Origin of the sequence: Nocardia sp. JCM 34519.1, from assembly GCF_020361265.1 — a bacterium.
GTDB classification, from domain to species: Bacteria; Actinomycetota; Actinomycetes; order Mycobacteriales; family Mycobacteriaceae; genus Nocardia; species Nocardia arthritidis_A.
Genome location: NZ_JAIRBR010000013.1, coordinates 174,706 through 195,263 on the forward strand (window position 1 = coordinate 174,706; position 20,558 = coordinate 195,263).

Below are 20,558 nucleotides of genomic sequence, written 5' to 3' on the forward strand. Positions count from 1 at the left end.
GTCCCACACAGGACGCGCACCGCGCGATGATGGTGGCGTGAAGCGCGGACAACTACGGATCTATCTCGGTGCTGCGCCGGGCGTCGGCAAGACCTTCGCCATGCTCGGTGAGGCGCACCGGCGGCTGGAGCGCGGCCGCGACGTGGTGGCCGCGGTGGTCGAGACGCACGGGCGGCCCAAGACCGCCGAACTGCTCGAGGGAATCGAGCGGATATCGCCGAAGATGGTCCCGTACCGGGGTACCGCCTTCCCGGAACTCGACGTCGAAGCAGTGCTGGCACGGCATCCGGCGGTGGTGCTGGTGGATGAGTTGGCGCACACCAACACTCCCGGCAGCAAGCACGAAAAGCGTTGGCAGGACATCGAAGAACTGCTCGACGCGGGTATCGACGTGATCTCGACGGTGAACGTGCAGCATCTGGAGAGCCTCAACGACGTCGTCGAGCAGATCACCGGCATCCAGCAGAAGGAGACCGTCCCGGACGCCATCGTGCGCCAGGCCGAACAGGTCGAGCTGGTGGATATCACGCCGGAGGCGTTGCGGCGCAGGCTCTCCCACGGCAACGTGTACGCCGCCGATAAGGTCGACGCCGCGCTGCGCAATTACTTCCGGCCCGGAAACCTCACGGCGCTAAGGGAATTGGCGCTGCTGTGGCTGGCCGATCAGGTGGACGCGGCGCTGGCCAAATACCGCGCCGACCACAAGATCAAGGATCTGTGGGAGGCCCGCGAGCGGGTGGTCGTCGCGGTGACCGGCGGTCCCGAATCGGAGACCATCGTGCGCAGGGCCAGCCGCATCGCCACCAAGTCGAGCGCGGATCTCGTTGTGCTGCACGTGGTTCGGGGCGACGGGCTGGCCGGTGTCTCGACCGAGCGGATGAACCGGCTGCGCGATCTGGCCACCAGCCTGGACGCCACGCTGCACACTGTCACCGGCGACGATGTGCCGACCGCGCTGCTGGAATTCGCCCGTGAGGTGAACGCCACCCAGTTGGTGCTCGGCACCTCCCGGCGCTCACGCTGGGCGCGCATCCTCGACGAGGGCATCGGCGCGACCGTCGTGCAGCGCTCCGGCCGCATCGACGTGCACATGGTCACCCACGAGGAGGCGCATCGGGGGTTGCGCCGGTACTCGCTGTGGCCGCGGCAACCGGTGCGAGCCTGGCTGGCCTCGGTGCTTGTGCCGTTCATCGTGTGCGGCATCTGCTCCGAATTCCTGGACGGCACACTGGACCTCGGCGGCATCAGCGCGATTTTCGTGGTCGGTGTCGTCGCGGTGGCGCTGCTCGGCGGCGTACTGCCCGCGGCCTTTTCCGCGGTGCTGTCCGGACTGTTACTGAACTGGTTCTTCGCCGACCCGCGCTACAGCCTGACCATCGCCGAGCCGAACAGCTTCATCACCGCGGTCGTGCTGCTGATCGTCGCGGTGGCGGTCGCGGCGCTGGTCGATGTGGCCGCGAAGCAAACGCGTCAGGCGCGCAAGGCATCTCGGCAGGCCGAACTGCTCACCATGTTCGCGGGCGCGGTGCTGCACGGCGCCGATCTGCCGAATCTGCTCGAGCAGATTCGCGAGACGTACGGGCAGCGCGCGGTGAGCATGCTGTGCGGGGATACGGTCGTCGGCGAGGCCGGGACGGATCCGCCGCGGCGCCCGGCCGACGCCGATATTGCCATCGAGGCGGGCGACGCCACCAGCCTGCTGCTGCTCGCGGGCAAACCGATGGAGGTCGGGGAACGGCCGGTGCTGAACGCGGTGGCCAACCAGGCGGCCGGACTGGTTCGTCAGGCCCGCCTGGCCGAGGAGGCCAGCGCCGCGGCCGCGCTGCTGGAGGCCGATCGGCTGCGCCGGGCGCTGCTCTCGGCGGTGAGCCACGATCTGCGCACCCCGCTGGCCGGGGCCAAGGCCGCGGTGTCCAGTCTGCGCAGCGACGACGTGGAATTCTCGCCCGAGGACACCTCGGAACTGCTGGAGACCATCGAGGAATCGGTGGATCAGCTCACCGCGCTGGTCGGCAACCTGCTCGACCAGTCGCGCCTCGCCGTCGGCGTCGTCCAACCGCAGTTGCGCACCGTCTATTTGGACGAGGTCGTGCACCGGGCGCTGGTGAGCGTCGGGATGGGTGCGCGCGGGTTGCGCCGCGCCGCGATGGACCGGGTGAAGGTGGAGGTCGGCGAGGTTTCCGTCCGCGCGGACGCCGGCCTGCTCGAGCGCGTGGTCGCCAACCTGATCGATAACGCGCTGCGCCACGCGCCGCGCGACACGCCGGTGCGGGTTACCGCGGAACGGGACGGAGACCGCGCGATCATCGCGGTCGTCGATACCGGACCCGGAATCCCGCCCGGCTCGGAGGAACAACTCTTCGAACCGTTCCAACGGCTCGGCGATCGCGACAACACCACGGGCGTCGGCCTCGGCCTGTCCGTGGTGCGCGGCTTCGTCGAGGCGATGGGCGGCACCGTGCATGCCGAACCGACTCCGGGCGGCGGCCTGACCATGCTGGTCGACCTGCCCGCGGACGAAAGCGAGCAGGAACAATGATGACGCTGGGAATGGACCGGACGCGGACAGCCCTACCAACACAGGAAGCGGCGATGACCGATAAGACGCAGGAAACCCCGGCCACCAGGGTGCTGGTGGTCGACGACGAGCCGCAGATCGTGCGCGCGCTGCGCATCAACCTGTCGGTTCGCGGATATGAGGTGATCACCGCGGCCACCGGCGCCGCGGCGCTGCGTGCCGCCGCCGACAAACATCCGGACGTCGTGATCCTCGACCTCGGCCTGCCGGATATGGACGGCATCGAGGTGCTGGCCGGACTTCGCGGCTGGTCGACCGCGCCGGTGATCGTGCTCTCGGCGCGCACCGATTCGGCCGACAAGGTCGAGGCGCTGGACGCGGGCGCCGACGACTACGTCACCAAACCGTTCGGTATGGACGAACTGCTCGCCCGGCTGCGGGCCGCGGTGCGCCGCGGCGCCACCGACGCCGACACCGCCGACCCGGTGGTGGTGACCGCGTCGTTCACCGTCGACCTCGCCGCCAAGAAGGTCACCAAGAACGGTGAGACGGTGCACCTGACCCCGACCGAATGGGGCATGCTCGAGATGCTGGTCCGCAACAAGGGCAAGCTGGTGGGCAGGCGCGAACTGCTACGCGAGGTGTGGGGGCCCTCCTACGCGACCGAAACCCATTATCTCCGTGTGTATCTCGCGCAGTTGCGGCGCAAACTGGAAGATGATCCGTCGCATCCCAAGCATCTGCTGACCGAGGCGGGCATGGGCTACCGCTTCCAGGAGTAGTGCGCTCGGTCACGTCGCGGGAAGGGTGGCGGCCGTCGCGGTGTTGCCGGGCATGCAGCCATACCTACTCAAATGGCAGGATCGAGAGCATGTCCGAGCAGACCGCACCCACCACTGTCCCCACCTCCCTATGGGTCGAGCGCACCGGCACCCGCGAGTACACCGGGCGCAGTTCGCGCGGCGCCGAGGTGTTGATCGGCTCGCAGGGTGTCCCCGGCCGCTTCACTCCCGGCGAACTGTTGAAGATCGCGCTGGCGGGCTGCACCGGGTTGAGCGCGGACTTCTCGCTCAGCCGCAAACTCGGCGACAATTTCGACGCGACGATCCACGTCTCCGGTGACGCCGACCGGGAGAACGAGCTGTACCCGCAGCTCGACGAGGAGTTCGAGCTGGATCTGTCGGAGCTCAGCGAACAGGATCGCGAGCGGTTGCTGGTCACCGTGCAGCGCGCGGTCGACAGGGCGTGCACCGTCGGCCGGACGCTGAAGGCGGGCACCAAGGTGACGCTGAATTTCGCCGTGGAGGGTTGATGGAAGCTGTCCGACTCAGCGCTTGGGTGCACGGTCGGGTGCAAGGCGTCGGATTCCGCTGGTGGACCAGATCGCGGGCGCTGGAACTCGGCCTGACCGGTCATGCCACCAACGCCCGGGACGGGCGGGTGCATGTGATCGCGGAGGGATCACGGCCGAATTGCGAGCGATTGCTCGGGCTGTTGCGCTCCGGTGAAACTCCGGGCAGGGTCACCCTGGTCGTGGAAAACTGGGAGACGGCGCGGGGAGATTTGGCGGGATTCGAGGAGCGCTGATGAAGTTTCGGGCGAACGGGGGCAAGACGGGATGAGCACACGGGATCCCGGCATGCCGGATCGGTCGGATTCGTTGCGCGACGACGCTGCTGGATCTGAGAGTTCTGGGTCGGCGAAAGCGCCTGAGCCCGAGCGTACTTCGTTCGAGTCGGGGGTGCGGGAATCGGCTGCCTCGCAATCGGCCGCGCGCGAACCGACTGGACCGGAGCCATCCGCACCCGAATCGGCGATGCCGGGATCGCCGGTGTCCGGATCGGCGGCTGCGGAATCGCCTGCGCCCGAACCGACCACGCCGTTATTGCCGCAGGTCTCGGAATCGGCGAATCGGGAGTGGTGGGCCGAGCCGGTCGCGCCGAATCCGACGCTCCTGGTCCCGGATCCGATGCCGGTATATCCCAGCTACCCGCCGCCGGAGCCGACCCGGCCCGATTCGACATTCGCCGACCGGCCGAATCCGACGCTGGTGGATGGGGTTCTGCTGGACGCGATCCGCGGCGCCGATACGGAAAATCCCGCGGCAGCGGACTCCCCGACAGTGTCGCTGGAGAAGTCCGATGCGTCGCGCGGTCGGATCCAGGTTCAGGAGGCGGGTGTCACGCAGCCACGCCCGCCGACCCTCGCCGAGTCGCGGGCCAGGGACAAGGCCCGCAAACGCGCCGAGGAGGCCAGGCTCGCCGCCGAGGCGGCAGCGGAAACCAAGCGGCGCAACCGTAAACGGGTGATGATCGGCGGCGCGGCCATCGTCGGTGTCGCGGCGTTGGTCGGCGGCGGTTATCTGGCGTACCGCACCGCGTCGGCACCGGACTACGAGACGGTGAACGCCTCCTGTGTGAAGAACGAGAACGGCCAGCAGACAGTCGTCGACGACACCAATTGCGGTCCGGGCCGTCCCGGCTTCATCGACGACAGCAACGGCTATGTACCCGGTCCGGGACTTATTTTCCTGCCCGGCATCGGTCCGCAGTACCACTACTACTACGGCGGCACCGGCACCGTCGGCCACCCACCATCCGGCGGGACCTTCACCCGTCCGAGCAACGCGCACATCACCACCAAGAGCGGCACCACCATTCAGCGCGGCGGGCTCGGCAGCAAGAGCGGCGGTGGCTCGTAGTGCGACGCGTGCGCGGGACGCCCCGGCGTGGATGGCAGCAGACCATTCAGAGTCAGGGCCTGGTCTACGGTGTGCCCGCCAGGGACGCCGCCGGTCGTCCCAGGCCGTACTGGGACGAATCGGTGCACTACGAATTCGATATGGACGAGATACTCGCCCTCGAATCCCAGGTCGAATTGCTGCATTCGATGTGCCTGGACGCGGTGGACCAGATCATCCTGACCGAGCGGTACCGGGATTTCGGTCTGCCCGAATGGAGTTGGGAACCGATCGCCGAATCGTGGCGACGCCGGGACCCGCACGTGTACGGCCGCTTCGATCTGCGCTACGACGGGCGGCGGCCGCCGAAACTGTTGGAGTACAACGCCGATACGCCCACCTCGCTGCTGGAGGCGGCGATCGTGCAGTGGCATTGGCTCACCGACTCCTATCCCGGTGGGGACCAATGGAATTCGCTGCACGAGCAGTTGGTCGATCGCTGGAAGGTGTTGCGTGACATCCTGCCCGGCGCCCAGCTGCACTTCAGCTGGTCGGGCGCGGACTCCAGCGGTGAGGACAATGTGACCACCGCCTATATGCAGGAGACCGCCGCCGAGGCGGGTTTCGATACCGTCGCGCTGCCCATCGAGGAGGTCGGATTCGATTCGGAGCTGGAGCGTTTCGTCGATTTGGCCGAGGCGCCGATCGAGGCGATCTTCAAGCTCTATCCGTGGGAGTGGGCGCTCGACGACGACTTCGGCAAGCGGGTGGTGTCGAGTCTGCCGCAGACCATGTGGATCGAACCGCTGTGGAAAACCTTGCTGAGCAACAAATCCATCCTCGCGGTGCTGTGGGAGATGTATCCCGGCCATCCGAATCTGTTGCCCGCCTACATCGATGAGCCGCACGAGCTCACCGAATACATTCGCAAGCCGAAACTGGGCCGCGAGGGCGCGAATATGACCATCGTCGGCGCCGGCCTGGAAACCGCCACCGGCGGCGTCTACGGCGAAGAGGGCTACATCTACCAATTGTTGGACCCCCTACCGCTTTTCGACGATATGCGCCCGGTCATCGGCGCCTGGATCGTCGGCGACTCGGCCGCAGGCATGGGCATCCGCGAATCCGCGGGCCCCATCACCGACGACGGCTCCGCCTTCATCCCGCACCGCATCATCACGGAATAGCCGCGCCGTTCGCGGCGGTCGAAGGTCGGCCCTTTCATCGTCGCGACGATCCGAATCCGCGACCCCGGTCTGCGCTGAATGGCTCCGGTTCCTGAAGTCAGGCGCCAAGCCTTGACATTCCACTTTGGACGGTTCAGGCTGGATATATTCCACTATGGAGGGTTGGAGCTGGTTAGGAGCTGGGATGGAACTCTCGACCGGGACTCGCGCCTCGGATGCCGAGCGGGAGCGGGTGGTGCGGTTGCTCGGGCGGCATATGGCGGATGGGCGGATCGACCTCGCCGAATACGATCAGCGGGTGGCGCGGGTGTATGCGACCGCGACGCGTGAGGAGCTGTCGGTGGTGCTGTCGGATCTGCCTCGGCTGAAGGATTCGGTGGCGCAGCGTAATTCGCGCGTGCCGATCTGGCAGCGCATCGAGGGCGGCAGCTGGTTCGGGGTCAGCGTGCTCGTGCTGGTGATCTGGGGTGCGATTTCGCTCGGCGTCGGCTCGCTGACCTACTTCTGGCCGATGTGGGTGATCGGACCGTGGGGTGCGGTACTGGTATTCCGGATGCTCGCCGGGTTCGAAGCCGGACGTTGTTTCGGTCACCCGCGGCGAGCTCGCGGCTGAAACCCGCACGCGCACAACATCAATAGTCGAGCCGGTAGCGACTCCTGCGTCGACGAGCCGGATCTCCTTCGGCCGCATAGGGATCGACCTCGGATCGACCGTAACCTGTTGCGGCGCGGGCCCGATGCGTCCCGTACTGTTCACGGGCCGGTGGCCGACGATCGGCGCGGGAGCGCGTGGGCGGTCGCCCGGCGGGTTGGACGATCGGCAGGTCCGCGGTGATCTTGGTGGGGCTGACACCGCGTTCCCGGAACGCCGCCGGAATGCCCTGTTCGTACAGCCACGCCCCCGGATCCTGCCGGATCTCCGGATCCAGTTGCGGCACTGTGCGATCCAGGATCGCAAGCAGATGTCCCTTGCCGTCGAGCGCGGCGCGAATGGCCGGGAAGGTATCGGGGTGGAAGGTCCACGCCCACTCGTATTCCGGTCGGCCGTCGACGAATTCGCGGCCGCGGAACACCAGCTCACCCGATGCCACGATGCGCACCCGCACCGCGAAACCCTCGACCTCGAACCGGCATTCCGATGGCGGCGGGCGGCGTCCGCGCCGAGCCACCTCGAACCAGGCGACGACCAGCGCGGTGAGCCCGAGCAGCGCCGCGAGCACCAGCTCGGTCCACACATCCGTCAGCATCGGCCGCCTGCTGACCTCGCACCCCCATAGGAAGATCAGGCTGCCCGCCACCAGCGCGCCGATCCGGGCAAGACGCAGCACCGTGCTGGTCTCGAGTACCGGAACTGGCATGCGCTGCGCTCCCGAACAAACACTCGGCTGGTGAGGTCGCATGGATCGTATGCGCAGCGATCGCCCGGGGCAGGGTGAGGGGAATCGCGCCGCGCCGCGCAGTATGGTGGGCAAATCCGCGGCACACCGAAATACCGGAGTTTCGGCGATGACTCGATAGCCTGGTCCGGGGTAAGCCGGGTAGCGACGGATACCATGGCGGATCGTCCGCATACGGAAAGGTCGTCGAATTTGCACCTGAAGAGCCTGACGCTGAAGGGTTTCAAATCCTTCGCGTCCGCGACGACGCTGCGCTTCGAACCGGGCATCACCTGTGTGGTCGGGCCGAACGGTTCGGGAAAGTCGAATGTCGTCGACGCGCTCACCTGGGTGATGGGTGAGCAGGGCGCGAAGGCGTTGCGCGGCGGCAAGATGCAGGACGTCATCTTCGCGGGCACCTCGGGCCGCGCCCCGCTCGGGCGCGCGGAGGTGACGCTGACCATCGACAATTCCGATGGCGCGCTGCCCATCGACTACGCCGAGGTGTCGATCACCCGCCGGATGTTCCGCGACGGCGCGGGCGAATACGAGATCAACGGCAGCTCCTGCCGCCTGATGGACGTGCAGGAACTGCTCAGCGATTCGGGTATCGGCCGGGAGATGCACGTCATCGTCGGGCAGGGCCAGCTCTCCGCCATCCTGGAGTCGCGTCCCGAGGACCGCAGGGCCTTCGTCGAGGAGGCCGCCGGCGTGCTCAAACATCGCAAACGCAAGGAGAAGGCGGTCCGCAAACTCGAGGCGATGCAGGCCAACCTGGCTCGCCTCACCGACCTCACCACCGAACTGCGCCGCCAGCTCAAACCGCTCGGCAGGCAGGCCGAGGTGGCGCGCCGCGCCGCGACGGTGCAGGCGGATCTGCGCGACGCGCGCCTGCGCCTGGCCGCCGACGACCTGGTGACCAGGCGCGGCGAGCTGGAGAGTCAGCAGAGCAAGGAGGCGTACGCGCGCGAGCAGCAGGTCACCGTGCAGGCCGAACTCGATGCCGCCAATGCCGCACTCGCGCAACAGGAATTCCAGCTCGCCAAGCTGACCCCGAGCGCGGAGGCGGCCGCGCAGATCTGGTTCCAGCTGTCCGCGCTGGCCGAACGGGTCAATGCGACCATCCGCATCGCCGAGGATCGGGCCAGGCATCTCGACACCGAAACGCCGGTCGGCACCGGCCGCGATCCGGAGCAGTTGGAGGCCGAGGCCGATCGGGTGGAGGCCGAGGAGGCCGAGCTCCGCGAGGCCGTCGAGATCGCGACGGAGACGTTGGAGGCCGCCCGCGACGCGCTCGCCGAACGCGAACACGCCGCCAAGGCCGCGGAACAGGCGCACTTGGCGGCGGTCCGGGCGATCGCCGACCGCCGCGAGGGGGCGGCCCGGTTGGCCGGGCAGGTCGACACGCTGCGCATCAGGGCGCAGTCGGTGGACGGTGAGATCGCCAGGCTGTCCGCGGCGCTCGCCGAATCCAGGCAGCGCCACGAGGCCGCGCAGGCCGAATTCGACGCGGTGCAAACCGAACTCGGTGAGTTGGAGGCGGGCGAGGACGGCCTCGACACTCAGCACGAACATGCGGTGCAGGCCCTCGAATTGGCCGATGAGCGCGTCGCCGAACTGCGCGACCAGGATCGCGATGCCGGTAAGCGGGTCGCCTCGCTGACCGCCCGCATCGAGGCACTCGGTATGGGTTTGGCGCGTCGCGACGGCGCGGCCTGGCTGGTGGAGAACCGGGCGCAGGGCCTGCTCGGCCCGCTGTCCGGGCTGCTGCGGGTGCACGGCGGATACGAGGCCGCGGTGGCCGCCGCGCTAGGTCCGCTCGCCGATGCCGTCACCGCCGACACCGGCAGCACCGCGCATGCGGCCGTGCGCGCGCTGAAGGAGGCCGACGGCGGCCGTGCCGCACTGGTTTTCGGCGGCGGCCCGGTGGTGGCGGCCGATAATGCGCCGCTGCCCGACGGCGCCCGCTGGCTGGCCGATGTCGTCGACTGTTCCGAACAGGTGCGTCCGGCCATAGCCGCGTTGACCGCCGGACTCGTGGTTGTCGAAAATCTTTCCGCGGCAAGCGAACTCGTCGCCGCGCGACCGCACCTGCGGGTGGTCACCCGCGATGGTGACCTGACCGGTAACGGCTGGCTGCTCGGCGGATCCGATCGGGCGCCGAGTCAGCTGGAGATCCAGGCCGATATCGATGCCGCGAAGGCCGATCTCGTCGCGTCCCAGCGTCGCGCCGAGGAACTGGAGGCCGCGCTCGCCGGTGCGCTCGCCGAGCAGGCCGACCGCAAGGAGGCCGTCGACCAGGCCCTGCTGGCGCTGCACGAATCGGATCAGGCCATGATCGGCATCTACGACCGGCTCGGCAGGCTCGGCCATGCGGCCCGCACCGCCCAGGCCGAAGGCGACCGGCTGGTCACCCAGCGGCTGGAGGCCGAGGCGGGTCGCGAGGAAACGCTCGCCGAACTCGCCGAACTCGAAGACCGTTTGCGCAACGCCGAACTCGAACGGGGCGATTCCGACGACGACGGCGCCGCAACCGAATCCGCCGGCCAGGAGCGCGAGGAGGCCGCGGCCGCGCTTGCCGAGGCCCGATCCATGGAGGTGGAGGCGCGGCTGGCCGTGCGCACCGCCGAGGAACGCGCGGAATCGGTTCGCGGCAAAGCCGATTCGCTGCGCCGGGCGGCCAGGGCCGAACGCGAGACGCGAGCCCGTGCCGAACGCGCGCAGGCCGCCCGCCGCCGGGCCGCCGAGGTGGCGGCGGCCGTCGCGGAATCCGGCGCCAGGGTGGCCGCCGAACTGGAAACCGTTGTGGCACAGGCCGCGACGCGCCGCGACGACCTGGTGCGCCGCCGTACCGAATGCGCCGCCCAGGTCGACCAGGTGAAGGAGCGGGTGCGCGCGCTGAGCACTCAGCTCGCCCAACTCACCGATGTCGTGCACCGTGACGAGGTGGCAAAGGCCCAGGCCGCCTTGCGGATCGAGCAGTTGGAGCAGACCATCGCCGAACAGTTCGGCATCGCGCTGGCCGATCTGATCGCCGAATACGGTCCGGATGTCCCGCTGCCGCCCTCCGATCTGGAATGGCGGGAGTACGAGGAGGCCAAGGAACGCGGCGACCAGGTGTCCCCACCGCAACCGCAGCCGTACGACCGGGCCACCCAGGAGCGCCGCGCCAAACGCGCCGAAAAGGATCTCGGCACCCTCGGCAAGGTGAATCCCCTTGCGCTGGAAGAGTTCGCGGCGCTCGAGGAGCGCTACAACTTCCTGGCCACCCAGCTGGAGGATGTGAAGAACGCCAGGAAAGACCTGCTCGAGGTGGTCGCCGAGGTGGATGCGCGGATCCTGCAGGTCTTCACCGAGGCCTACGCCGATGTGGAACGCGAATTCGTCGAGGTTTTCGCGAAACTGTTCCCCGGCGGCGAGGGGCGGCTGCTGCTCACCGACCCGTCCGACATGCTGACCACCGGTATCGAGGTGGAGGCCCGCCCGCCGGGCAAGAAGGTGAAGCGGCTCTCGCTGCTGTCCGGCGGTGAAAAGTCGCTCACCGCCGTCGCATTGCTGGTCGCCATCTTCCGTGCCCGCCCGTCGCCGTTCTACGTGATGGACGAGGTCGAGGCCGCGCTGGACGACACCAACCTGCGCAGGCTCATCGGCCTGTTCGAGCAGCTGCGCGAGAAGAGCCAGCTGATCGTCATCACCCACCAGAAGCCGACCATGGAGATCGCCGACGCGCTGTACGGCGTGAGTATGCGCGGCGACGGCATCACCCAGGTGATCTCGCAGCGGTTGCGCGGGGAGAATCTGGTCGGCGCCGCGGCGAGCTGAGGGAGGCGGGCCGCGGAATTCGATGCGGTGTACCCAATCAGCGTGCGGTCGGCCCTTGTTCACCGAGCAGTGCCTTGATCCGGGCGGTACCCGTTGCGGCGAGCCACGATTCGAGGGTGTGCAGACCGGGCAGGATCTCCCGGAGCGCGGGGATATCCGCATGCCAGCCGCCGTATTCGCGGGTCAGTCGCCAGGTTCTGCCGATCTGCTCGCCGATGGCGTCCGCCTCCGCTTCGGTGATCTCCTGATACGTGATCTTGTGGCCGGTGGCCGCGCTGATCAGTTCGGCCGCGGCGACCGGAGTGGGGGCGTCACCCGCCAATTCCAGTGTGCGGCCGTGGAATCGATCCGGATCGGCGAAGGCCAGCGCGGCGAATTCGGCGATATCGGCGACCGCGATCATCTGCAGTGGTTGGTCGGCGGGGAAAAGGTGCCGTTGCACACCGTCCGCCCGGATGCCGTCGAGGCCGCGGCCTCCGCCGGTGAGGTAGTTCTCCATGAATCGCACCGGCCGCAGCAGTGTGTAGCGCAGACCGCTTGCCGCGATGGCCTTTTCGATATTCTCCTTGCCGAACGCACCCCATGAGCTGTCGAGCATGGTGGCGACACCGGTGAATACGATCTGTTCGACGCCGGCCCGGACCGCCGCGTCCACCACGGCGATGCCGCGCCCGGTCTCCAGTTCGGTATCCCAGCCGTTCGGCCCGAAAGTGGCCGGGGGAACCAGGAATACGGCGCGCGTTCCGGTGACCGCATGTGCCAAGGTGGCCGGTGCGTCGAAATCGCCGACCACCAATTCCGCGCCGAGCCCGGCCAATTCGCGGGCCGCGGGCGCATCGGGGTCGCGCACCAGGGCACGTACCGGCACACCGCCGGCGCGCAGTTTGCGGGCGGTGGCACTGCCCTGCTTGCCGGTGGCTCCGGTGACCAGGACGGGGGACTGCTGAGGGGACATGTTCGCCTAACTCTCGGTAGAATCGGGTCGATCGACCCGTATTCGAACCATATGGGTGGCCGCACCCGCAGGCCAGGCGCTATCCGAAGGGCCGTAACGAATGTCCGCTCCAACCGTCCCGGCGCGCGCCGACTCCCGGCGCAACCGCGCGCTGGTGCTCGCCGCCGCCCGGCGGGCCTTCGCCGAACAGGGCACCTCGGTGTCGCTGGTCGAGATCGCGCGGTCGGCCGGTGTCGGCGCGGGCACCGTGTACCGGCATTTCCCAACGAAATCCGTGCTGCTGCAGGCCGTGCTGCAGGAGCGGATCGATCGGATGACCGAATTGCTCACCGCCGGGCTCGATTCCGCCGATCCGGGCGCGGCGTTCTTCGAAATCTGCACCGAGCTCGTGGTTTCCGCACCACGGGTGCAGGCGCTGTGCGATCTGGTGCAATCCGACGACGGCTGGCCGAAGGCGGTGATCGGCGCGCGGTTCCATCAGGCGCTCGGCGCCCTGCTGCGTGCCGCGCAGTCGCAGGGCAGCGTGCGTGCCGATATCACCGTCGCCGACGTGACCGATATCTTCACCGGATGCGTTGCCATCCAACGTAAGCGACGCCCCGACGGCAGGCTTTCCCGCGCTGCGGGCCTGGTGCTCGACGCACTGCGGCCGCCGGTGGCCGTAACGAAAGTCGGTGAGCGGGCCAAGCGCCATAACGAAATTGGCGCGCGTAACGAAATGGGATCCACCCGGCACTGCCCGATCTGCGGCACCGCGATGCGACCCGCCGGTACCGGTCGCCCGCCGCGCTACTGTTCGCCGGCGTGCCGGCAGAAGGCGCATCGCAGGCGCGCCGCCGATCGGGAGCGGGCGGCGGGCTGACGACTTCGGTTGGGCCGCCACGATACTCGCCGCCGAGCCGTACCGGCGCCGACATCGACCGGGCCACCGCGGCGCTCGGCGCTCGGCGCGTGCCCACCTTCTGGATCACCCGCCGACCGCCGACCGCCTCGACGGTTACCGTCGTTCGTGGACGAGGCGCTACAGCAGGTCGCTGACGTCGTCGGGCACGTCGACGGCGTATTTGCGCAAGATATCCATGGAGATCACTTCCAGGGCGTTCTCATGGGTCGCCGCCAGCACGACGGGTGCGGCGACACCGTCCTCGTGCGCGTGCAACCAACGCACGGCCACCACACACCACCGGTCTCCGGGCTGCAGGCCCGGAAAGTTGTTCTCCGGGCGCGGCGTACTCAGATCGTTGCCGATGGATGCCTGGTGTTCCAGGAACTCGGCCGTGACGACGGTGCACACGGTGTGGCTACCCAGATCCTCCGGCCCGGTGCTGCAGCAGCCGTCCCGGTAGAAGCCGGTGAGTGGATCGGTGCCGCACTCTTCCAGCGGCCCCCCAAGCACGTTTCGATCGGTCACCTCGCCGATCCTATTGTCCCGTCGCGAGAAGTTCCGCAGGACAAGAAATCTCACCCCTCGTGTGTCCGACTAATTTGCCGGCCCGTCATCCGGCGGGACCTGCCCATCAGTGGCCATCGACCGGTCCGTCGGCGGTGGTGACGCAGCTCACCGGGCGATGTGGTCCGCCGATGACCGAGGCGGTTCTGCAAGGATGGGGCGCGTGAGTGCCGAAGTGTGGATCCTGATCGCCGCCGTCGCCGCCGTGTTGTTGGTGGCCCTGGTCGCCGGTTTCGTCCGGTACCGGAGCAGGCGTGTCTCGCTGACGCCGTCCGACGAGAAGAAAGAGCTGACCGACAAGTCGGGCGGTTATACGGCGTCGGGTGGATTCACCTTCAGCCAGGGCGGGACCGCGACCAAACCGGAACCCGCCCCGATCGAGCGGACCGATACCGAGGGTCAGCCGCACGTCGGCGATGACGCGGCGATACCGCGGGACGCACCGCGGCGCGGCATCACCAATGTCCAGTTGCCCACGGAGGATGTCGAATCCAGCGAGGCCGCGAGGGAATCCGCCGCGTCGACCGTGCAACCCGACGCGGCGGCCGATGGCGATACCGCGACCGAATCCGGCACCGCGACGGCCGAGCCTCGGGGTGCAACCGGGTCCGGAACAGCCGCCGAACCCCGAAGCGCCACCGAATCCGGTGCGACCGAATCTCAGGCCGCGCCCGGGTCCAATGCGACGCCCGCCGATGCCGCGACCGAATCCGGCACGACGACCGCCGAACCGGCGGCCGGGTCCGGCGGCGCGACCGCAGGCTCCGGCACGACGATCAGTGGCTCCGGCGCAGCCGCCGAATCCGGCACGGCCACCCCGGAATCCGCGCCCACCGACACAGCGCGCACCGTCGAACCCGAGGTGACCGCCCCGTCCGATGCCGCCGCCGCGGCCACCGCCCCGCCGCTCGACACCATCGAGCCGACTTCAGGCCGCCTGGAACGCCTACGCGGCAGGCTGTCCCGTTCGCAGAACGCCGTCGGCAAGTCGCTGCTCGGTCTGCTCGGCGGCGGCGACCTGGACGAGGAATCGTGGGAGGAGGTCGAGGACACCCTGGTGCTCGCCGACCTCGGCACCGCGAGTACGGCCGCCGTCGTCGACCGCTTGCGCGAGGAGATGGCGGGCCGCAGCGTGCGCACCGCCGAACAGGCCCGCGCGGTGCTGCGCGAGGTGCTGATCGATGCGCTGCGCCCGGATCTGGATCGCGCGGTGCGCGCGCTGCCGCATGCGGATCATCCGTCGATTCTGCTGGTGGTCGGCGTGAACGGCACCGGAAAGACCACGACCACCGGCAAATTGGCGCGGGTGCTGGTCGCCGACGGCCGCCGGGTGCTGCTCGGCGCGGCCGACACCTTCCGCGCCGCGGCCGCGGATCAGCTGCAGACCTGGGGCGAGCGGGTCGGCGCGGATACCGTGCGTGGCCGCGAGGGCGCCGATCCGGCGGCGGTCGCCTTCGATGCGGTGGCCGCGGGTATCGAGCGCGGCGTCGACGCGGTGCTGATCGACACCGCGGGCCGCCTGCACACCAAGACCGGCCTGATGGATGAGCTGGGCAAGGTCAAGCGGGTGGTGGCGAAGAAGGCCGCGGTCGACGAGGTGCTGCTGGTGCTCGACGCCACTGTCGGACAGAACGGCCTGATGCAGGCGCGGGTGTTCGCGGAGGTGGTCGACATCACCGGCGTCGTGCTGACCAAACTGGACGGAACGGCCAAGGGCGGCATCGTCTTCCAGGTGCAGCACGAACTCGGCGTCCCGGTGAAGCTGGTCGGTCTCGGCGAGGGCGCCGACGACCTGGCCCCGTTCGAACCGGCGGCTTTCGTGGACGCGCTACTGGGTTGACGGTCGGCGAGCCGAGATCGGCTCCCGCTCCGGCTTCGGCCGCACCGTCGCGATCAATGGATCACGGTGCGCCCATCAACAGCAAGTAGGGTCGCCAATGTAATCGTCACGGAGCGAGCGAAGTCCGCGGCCCGTCTCGCGTCCGAGCGGCCGAAGCGCATGCGCCGAAGGCGCGAGTCTCGGCCGCTCGGATGCGAGACTCCCGGGGCCGCGGACACGCCGTGCGGAGCACGGCAAATCGGACACGGAAACGTGGTAGCAACAAAACCGCACCATGCGTTCACATATGCGAAACACCGCAAACTCACGGATGAAACACCGAATGAGGAACCTTCTGGGCAGGTCCGTTTGCCGTTATCGGCCGGGCCCGAGATGAGGAGGATTTCAAGGTGGCTTTTCCCTTGACCGGAGCACCGAATACCGGTGACACCGCATGGATGCTGGCGAGTTCGGCACTCGTGCTGTTGATGACGCCTGGCCTGGCGTTTTTCTATGGCGGGATGGTGCGTTCCAAGAACGTGCTGAACATGATCATGATGAGCATCGGCGCCATGGGTCTCATCGGCGTGCTGTGGTCGCTGTACGGATACTCGATGGCGTTCGGCGACAACAAATTCGGTGTTATCGGCGATCCGGCGCAGTTCTTCGGGCTCAAGGGTCTGATCGGCGGCAATTCGGCGGACGCGGTGAAAGACGCCGCGGGCAATATCACCACTCCGGAGGTGCATATTCCGCTGGCGGGCACGATTCCGATGACCGTATTCGTCGCGTTCCAATTGATGTTCGCGATCATCACGGTTGCCCTCATCTCGGGTGCGGTTGCCGACCGGCTCAAGTTCGGCGCGTGGATGTTGTTCGCGGGCATCTGGGCGACGGTCGTCTATTTCCCGGTGGCGCACTGGGTTTTCGACTTCGACGTCAAGGATCCGGACGGCAACCTGGTGCACGCGGGCGGCTGGATCGCCAACCATCTCAAGGCGATCGACTTCGCGGGCGGCACGGCGGTACACATCAACGCGGGTGCGGCGGGTCTGGCACTGGTGCTGGTGCTCGGTAAGCGCAGGGGCTGGCCGAAGACCGCGTTCCGTCCGCACAACCTGCCGTTCGTGATGCTCGGCGCCGGTCTGCTGTGGTTCGGCTGGTACGGCTTCAACGCCGGTTCCGCGGTGAGCTCCAACGGCGCTGCGGGCAGCACGTTCATCACCACCACCATCGCGACCTGCGCGGCCATGCTCGGCTGGCTGCTGGTGGAGCGGCTGCGCGACGGTCACGCCACCTCGCTGGGCGCCGCCTCGGGCATCGTCGCCGGTCTGGTCGCGATCACCCCGTCGTGTTCCTCGGTGAACGTGCTCGGCGCGCTCGCGATCGGCGCGGTCGCCGGCATCGTCTGCGCGCTCGCGGTCGGCCTGAAGTTCAAGCTGGGCTTCGACGATTCGCTCGACGTGGTCGGCGTGCACCTGGTCGGCGGTGTGGTCGGCACCCTTATGGTCGGGCTGTTCCTGGCGCCCGAATCGCCCGCCGCCACCTCGGGCCTGTACGCGAACACCAAGGGCCTGTTCTACGGTGGTGGTATCGATCAGCTATGGCGGCAGGCGGTGGGCGCCCTTGTGGTGCTTGCCTTCTCGTTCGTCGCGGCGCTGATCATCGCCTACATCGTCAAGTTCACGATCGGGTTGCGCGCCAGTGACGAGGCCGAATCGCTCGGCTTGGACGAATCCGAGCACGCGGAAACGGCATACGATTTTGCTGCTGTGGGTAGCACGGCACGTACGGCCGTCAAGGAGGCATGACCGCAATGAAACTGATCACCGCAATCGTCAAACCGTTCACTCTGGAGGACGTGAAGACCGGTCTGGAGCAGGCGGGCGTGCTGGGCATGACCGTCAGCGAGGTGCAGGGTTACGGCCGCCAGAAGGGTCATACCGAGGTGTACCGCGGCGCGGAGTACTCGGTCGATTTCGTCCCGAAGGTCCGGGTCGAGGTCGTCGTGGACGATGCGTCGGTCGACAAGGTCGTCGAGGTCATCGTCGAGGCGGCTCGGACGGGCAAGATCGGTGACGGCAAGGTCTGGGTCACCCCGGTCGAGTCGATCATCCGGGTGCGGACCGGCGAACGCGGTACCGACGCGCTGTAACCGAGACGTGCGCCCGTGAGCGGCGCGAATGCAAACAGCATAACGAGGCTGAGCGGCGGCCCCGCTCCCACCGGAGCACCGGTCGGGACGGGGCCGCCAGCATCGATTGGGGTGGTGGGCAGTGGCTAGTGAGCAGTACGAAGTGTCCGGCGGTGCGGCGGATCTGGTTCGGGCGCGTGACCAACTACTCGACGGGGGCCATCCGAGGAATCCGCGCCTCGACGCCGAATCACTGCGACAGGCGCTGGTCGACCTCTATGAACTGTGGCTGACCGGCAAGGGCGCCGAGCTCGGCATCGCCCGCGACAGCGGTCTGGCGGTGGTGGCGGTCGGCGGGTTGGGGCGGCGGGAGATGCTGCCGTATTCCGATCTGGATCTGGTGCTGCTGCACGACGACGTCGATCCGAAGCGGGTCGCGGAGGTGGCCGACCGACTCTGGTATCCGCTCTGGGACGCGCATATCAAACTCGACCACAGCGTGCGTACCGTAGCGCAGGCCGTTCGGGTCGCCGCCGACGATCTGACCGCCGCGCTCGGCATGTTGGAGGCCAGGCATATCGTCGGCGACGAGGAACTCAGCAATCTGCTGATCGGCGGGGTGCGCCGGGAGTGGCGCACCGGAATCCGTTCGCGCTTCGACGCTTTGGTCGCCCAGGCGCAGGCGCGCTGGCAGCGCAGCGGGGAGATCGCGCACCGGGCCGAACCGGATCTGAAGAATGGCCGCGGCGGATTGCGCGATATCCAACTGCTCGACGCGCTGGCTATCGCACAGCTGACCGACGCCATGCCGGGACTCGGTCCGGACGTGCCGGGAGGTGGTCTCAAACAGGCCCAACGACGTTTGCTGGATGTTCGCACGGAATTGCACCGGGTCGCCGGACGTGCCAGGGATCAGCTGCGGGCACAGGACGCGGACGAAATCGGCGGCGCGCTGCGCATCGGCGACCGCTTCGACCTCGCCCGCACCCTCAGCGATTCCGCGCGGACCGTCAGCTATTCGGTGGATGTCGGCCTGCGCACCGCCGCCAACGCACTGCCGCGGCGCGGGCTGGCGCGGTTGCGCCGGATGCCGGTGCGCCGGCCGCTCGACGAGGGCGTCGTCGAACACGCGGGTGAGGTGGTGCTGGCCAGGGACGCACGGCCGCAACGGGATCCGGGTCTGGTGCTGCGGGTGGCCGCGGCCTCGGCGCAGAACGGACTGCCGATGTCGGCGACCACGCTGAACCGGCTCTCCGAGGACGCGCCCGAACTGCGCGAACCGTGGCCCAAGGAGGCGATCAACGATCTGCTCGTACTGCTCGGCGCGGGCCGCGGCGTCATCGATGCCGTCGAGGCGCTGGACCGAACGGGCTTGTGGGGCAGGCTGTTTCCGGAGTGGGGCGCGGTGCGCGACCTGCCGCCGCGCGATGCCATGCACACCTGGACCGTCGACCGTCACCTGATGGAGACGGTCGCCTATGCCAGCGCGTTGAGCACCCGCGTCGCCCGGCCGGACCTGCTGCTGCTCGGTGCGCTGCTGCACGACATCGGCAAGGGGCGGGCGGGTGACCACAGCGTCGTCGGCGCGGAATTGGCCACCCAGGTCGGCCGCCGACTCGGCCTGTGGCCGTCCGATGTGCGGACGCTGAGCGCGATCGTCCGGCACCATCTGCTGCTGCCCGATACCGCGACCCGGCGCGACCTGGCCGATCCGGAGACCATCCAACTCGTCGTCGACGCGGTCGGCGGCGACGCGCAACTGCTCGATCTGCTGCACACCCTCGCCGAGGCGGATTCGCTGGCCACCGGCCCCGGCGTCTGGGGCGACTGGAAGGCCTCGCTGATCGGCGAGCTCGTCCGCCGCTGCCGCCTGGTGATGGCGGGCGACCGGCTCCCGACCCCGGCCGAAATCGATCCGGAGCTGGTCGCCAAGGCGAAGTGGGGTGGCGTGCACGTCGAATTGCGGCCGGGCGCGGGCAAACACACGCACGAGGTCACCGTCATCGCGCCGGATACGCCGGGACTGCTCTCCGAGGCGGCCGGTGTCCTGGCGCTGCACTCGCTGCGCGTGCTGTCCGCGGTGCTCGGCAGCGAGGGGGATTCGGCGATCAACACCTTCGTCGTCTCACCGAAGTTCGGCGATCCACCGGATCCGGGTTTGCTGCGGCAGGAGCTGATCCGCGCGATCGCGGGCGACCTGGACCTGCCCGCTTTGCTGGCCAAGCGAGAACGTGACTCGGTCGGCGCGAAACCGAGCCCGTTCGCGCAGGCCCAACCGCGGGTGATCTGGTCGGACAGTTCATTGCCCGGCCAGGTGATCCTGGAACTGCGCGCCGAGGATCGGATCGGGTTGCTGAGCCGACTCGCCGCGGCGCTCGCCGCGACCGGCGCCGATGTGCGGTGGGCCAGGGTCGTGACCATGGGCGCCGCGGTGGTCGACGTGTTCTGTCTCGAGCTCGGCGCCGACGACGGGCCGCAACGGCGCGAAACCATCGAAAAGGCCATTCTGGACGTGGTTCCGCGGCCCGCGCCGAAGAAACCGGAGCCGGCCCCGACCACCGATTAGCCAACCTGTTGCACGCGATTTGCTGGAACCCGTATACGCGGGGCTCCGCGC

Annotated in this window: 16 protein-coding genes; 13 read left to right on the forward strand and 3 right to left on the reverse strand. The window is 68.4% G+C overall.

Annotated elements, in window-relative coordinates; all coding sequences use genetic code 11:
• Nucleotides 1–37 precede the first annotated feature (37 nt).
• The 7 genes from LGY53_RS28465 (at nucleotide 38) to LGY53_RS28495 (ending at nucleotide 6,998) form a co-directional block, all read left to right on the forward strand.
• The gene (locus LGY53_RS28465) at nucleotides 38–2,539 is read left to right on the forward strand and encodes a sensor histidine kinase KdpD (protein WP_225729775.1); all 2,502 of its coding nucleotides are present in this window, start codon (nucleotides 38–40) and stop codon (nucleotides 2,537–2,539) included.
• Between the two features lie 53 nt (nucleotides 2,540–2,592).
• Nucleotides 2,593–3,300 (forward strand): response regulator, encoded by a 708-nt coding sequence (locus LGY53_RS28470; protein ID WP_167477003.1) that lies wholly within the window; start codon nucleotides 2,593–2,595, stop codon nucleotides 3,298–3,300.
• A gap of 89 nt (nucleotides 3,301–3,389) precedes the next feature.
• Nucleotides 3,390–3,830: an OsmC family protein gene (locus tag LGY53_RS28475; RefSeq protein WP_225729776.1), complete on the forward strand. Its 441-nt coding sequence runs from the start codon at nucleotides 3,390–3,392 to the stop codon at nucleotides 3,828–3,830.
• A complete protein-coding gene (locus LGY53_RS28480; protein ID WP_225729777.1) occupies nucleotides 3,830–4,105 on the forward strand; it encodes an acylphosphatase in 276 nt (91 codons plus the stop codon). Before LGY53_RS28475 ends, LGY53_RS28480 begins: the two co-directional genes overlap by 1 nt.
• A gap of 244 nt (nucleotides 4,106–4,349) precedes the next feature.
• The gene (locus LGY53_RS28485) at nucleotides 4,350–5,219 is read left to right on the forward strand and encodes a hypothetical protein (RefSeq protein ID WP_225729778.1); all 870 of its coding nucleotides are present in this window, start codon (nucleotides 4,350–4,352) and stop codon (nucleotides 5,217–5,219) included.
• The gene (locus LGY53_RS28490) at nucleotides 5,219–6,385 is read left to right on the forward strand and encodes a glutathionylspermidine synthase family protein (RefSeq protein WP_225729779.1); all 1,167 of its coding nucleotides are present in this window, start codon (nucleotides 5,219–5,221) and stop codon (nucleotides 6,383–6,385) included. Before LGY53_RS28485 ends, LGY53_RS28490 begins: the two co-directional genes overlap by 1 nt.
• Before the next feature lie 184 nt (nucleotides 6,386–6,569).
• On the forward strand, nucleotides 6,570–6,998 hold the full coding sequence (locus tag LGY53_RS28495; protein WP_225729780.1) for a DUF1707 domain-containing protein: 429 nt from the start codon (nucleotides 6,570–6,572) through the stop codon (nucleotides 6,996–6,998).
• Between the two features lie 19 nt (nucleotides 6,999–7,017).
• Here LGY53_RS28495 and LGY53_RS28500 read toward each other — a convergent pair whose 3' ends face one another.
• Entirely contained in the window at nucleotides 7,018–7,743 is a 726-nt protein-coding gene (locus LGY53_RS28500; RefSeq protein ID WP_225729781.1) for a hypothetical protein, read from the reverse strand.
• 231 nt (nucleotides 7,744–7,974) lie between these two features.
• Here LGY53_RS28500 and smc point away from each other — a divergent pair, with 231 nt between their 5' ends.
• On the forward strand, nucleotides 7,975–11,583 hold the full coding sequence (gene smc / locus LGY53_RS28505; RefSeq protein ID WP_225729782.1) for a chromosome segregation protein SMC: 3,609 nt from the start codon (nucleotides 7,975–7,977) through the stop codon (nucleotides 11,581–11,583).
• Between the two features lie 37 nt (nucleotides 11,584–11,620).
• Here the strand turns inward: smc and LGY53_RS28510 are convergent, their stop codons facing one another.
• A complete protein-coding gene (locus LGY53_RS28510) occupies nucleotides 11,621–12,538 on the reverse strand; it encodes an NmrA/HSCARG family protein (RefSeq protein WP_225729783.1) in 918 nt (305 codons plus the stop codon).
• A gap of 100 nt (nucleotides 12,539–12,638) precedes the next feature.
• Between LGY53_RS28510 and LGY53_RS28515 the strand changes: the two genes are divergently transcribed.
• Complete coding sequence (locus LGY53_RS28515) at nucleotides 12,639–13,400, forward strand: TetR/AcrR family transcriptional regulator (RefSeq protein ID WP_225729784.1); 762 nt, start codon at nucleotides 12,639–12,641, stop codon at nucleotides 13,398–13,400.
• Nucleotides 13,401–13,559: 159 nt separating this feature from the next.
• Here the strand turns inward: LGY53_RS28515 and LGY53_RS28520 are convergent, their stop codons facing one another.
• Nucleotides 13,560–13,949: a DUF2237 family protein gene (locus tag LGY53_RS28520; RefSeq protein ID WP_019048221.1), complete on the reverse strand. Its 390-nt coding sequence runs from the start codon at nucleotides 13,947–13,949 to the stop codon at nucleotides 13,560–13,562.
• Between the two features lie 193 nt (nucleotides 13,950–14,142).
• Here LGY53_RS28520 and ftsY point away from each other — a divergent pair, with 193 nt between their 5' ends.
• The 4 genes from ftsY (at nucleotide 14,143) to LGY53_RS28540 (ending at nucleotide 20,507) form a co-directional block, all read left to right on the forward strand.
• Complete coding sequence (gene ftsY / locus LGY53_RS28525; RefSeq protein ID WP_225729785.1) at nucleotides 14,143–15,828, forward strand: signal recognition particle-docking protein FtsY; 1,686 nt, start codon at nucleotides 14,143–14,145, stop codon at nucleotides 15,826–15,828.
• A gap of 437 nt (nucleotides 15,829–16,265) precedes the next feature.
• Nucleotides 16,266–17,618 (forward strand): ammonium transporter, encoded by a 1,353-nt coding sequence (locus LGY53_RS28530; protein ID WP_225729842.1) that lies wholly within the window; start codon nucleotides 16,266–16,268, stop codon nucleotides 17,616–17,618.
• A gap of 5 nt (nucleotides 17,619–17,623) precedes the next feature.
• Nucleotides 17,624–17,962 (forward strand): P-II family nitrogen regulator, encoded by a 339-nt coding sequence (locus LGY53_RS28535; RefSeq protein ID WP_167479663.1) that lies wholly within the window; start codon nucleotides 17,624–17,626, stop codon nucleotides 17,960–17,962.
• Nucleotides 17,963–18,083: 121 nt separating this feature from the next.
• A complete protein-coding gene (locus LGY53_RS28540; RefSeq protein ID WP_225729786.1) occupies nucleotides 18,084–20,507 on the forward strand; it encodes a [protein-PII] uridylyltransferase in 2,424 nt (807 codons plus the stop codon).
• Nucleotides 20,508–20,558 lie beyond the last annotated feature (51 nt).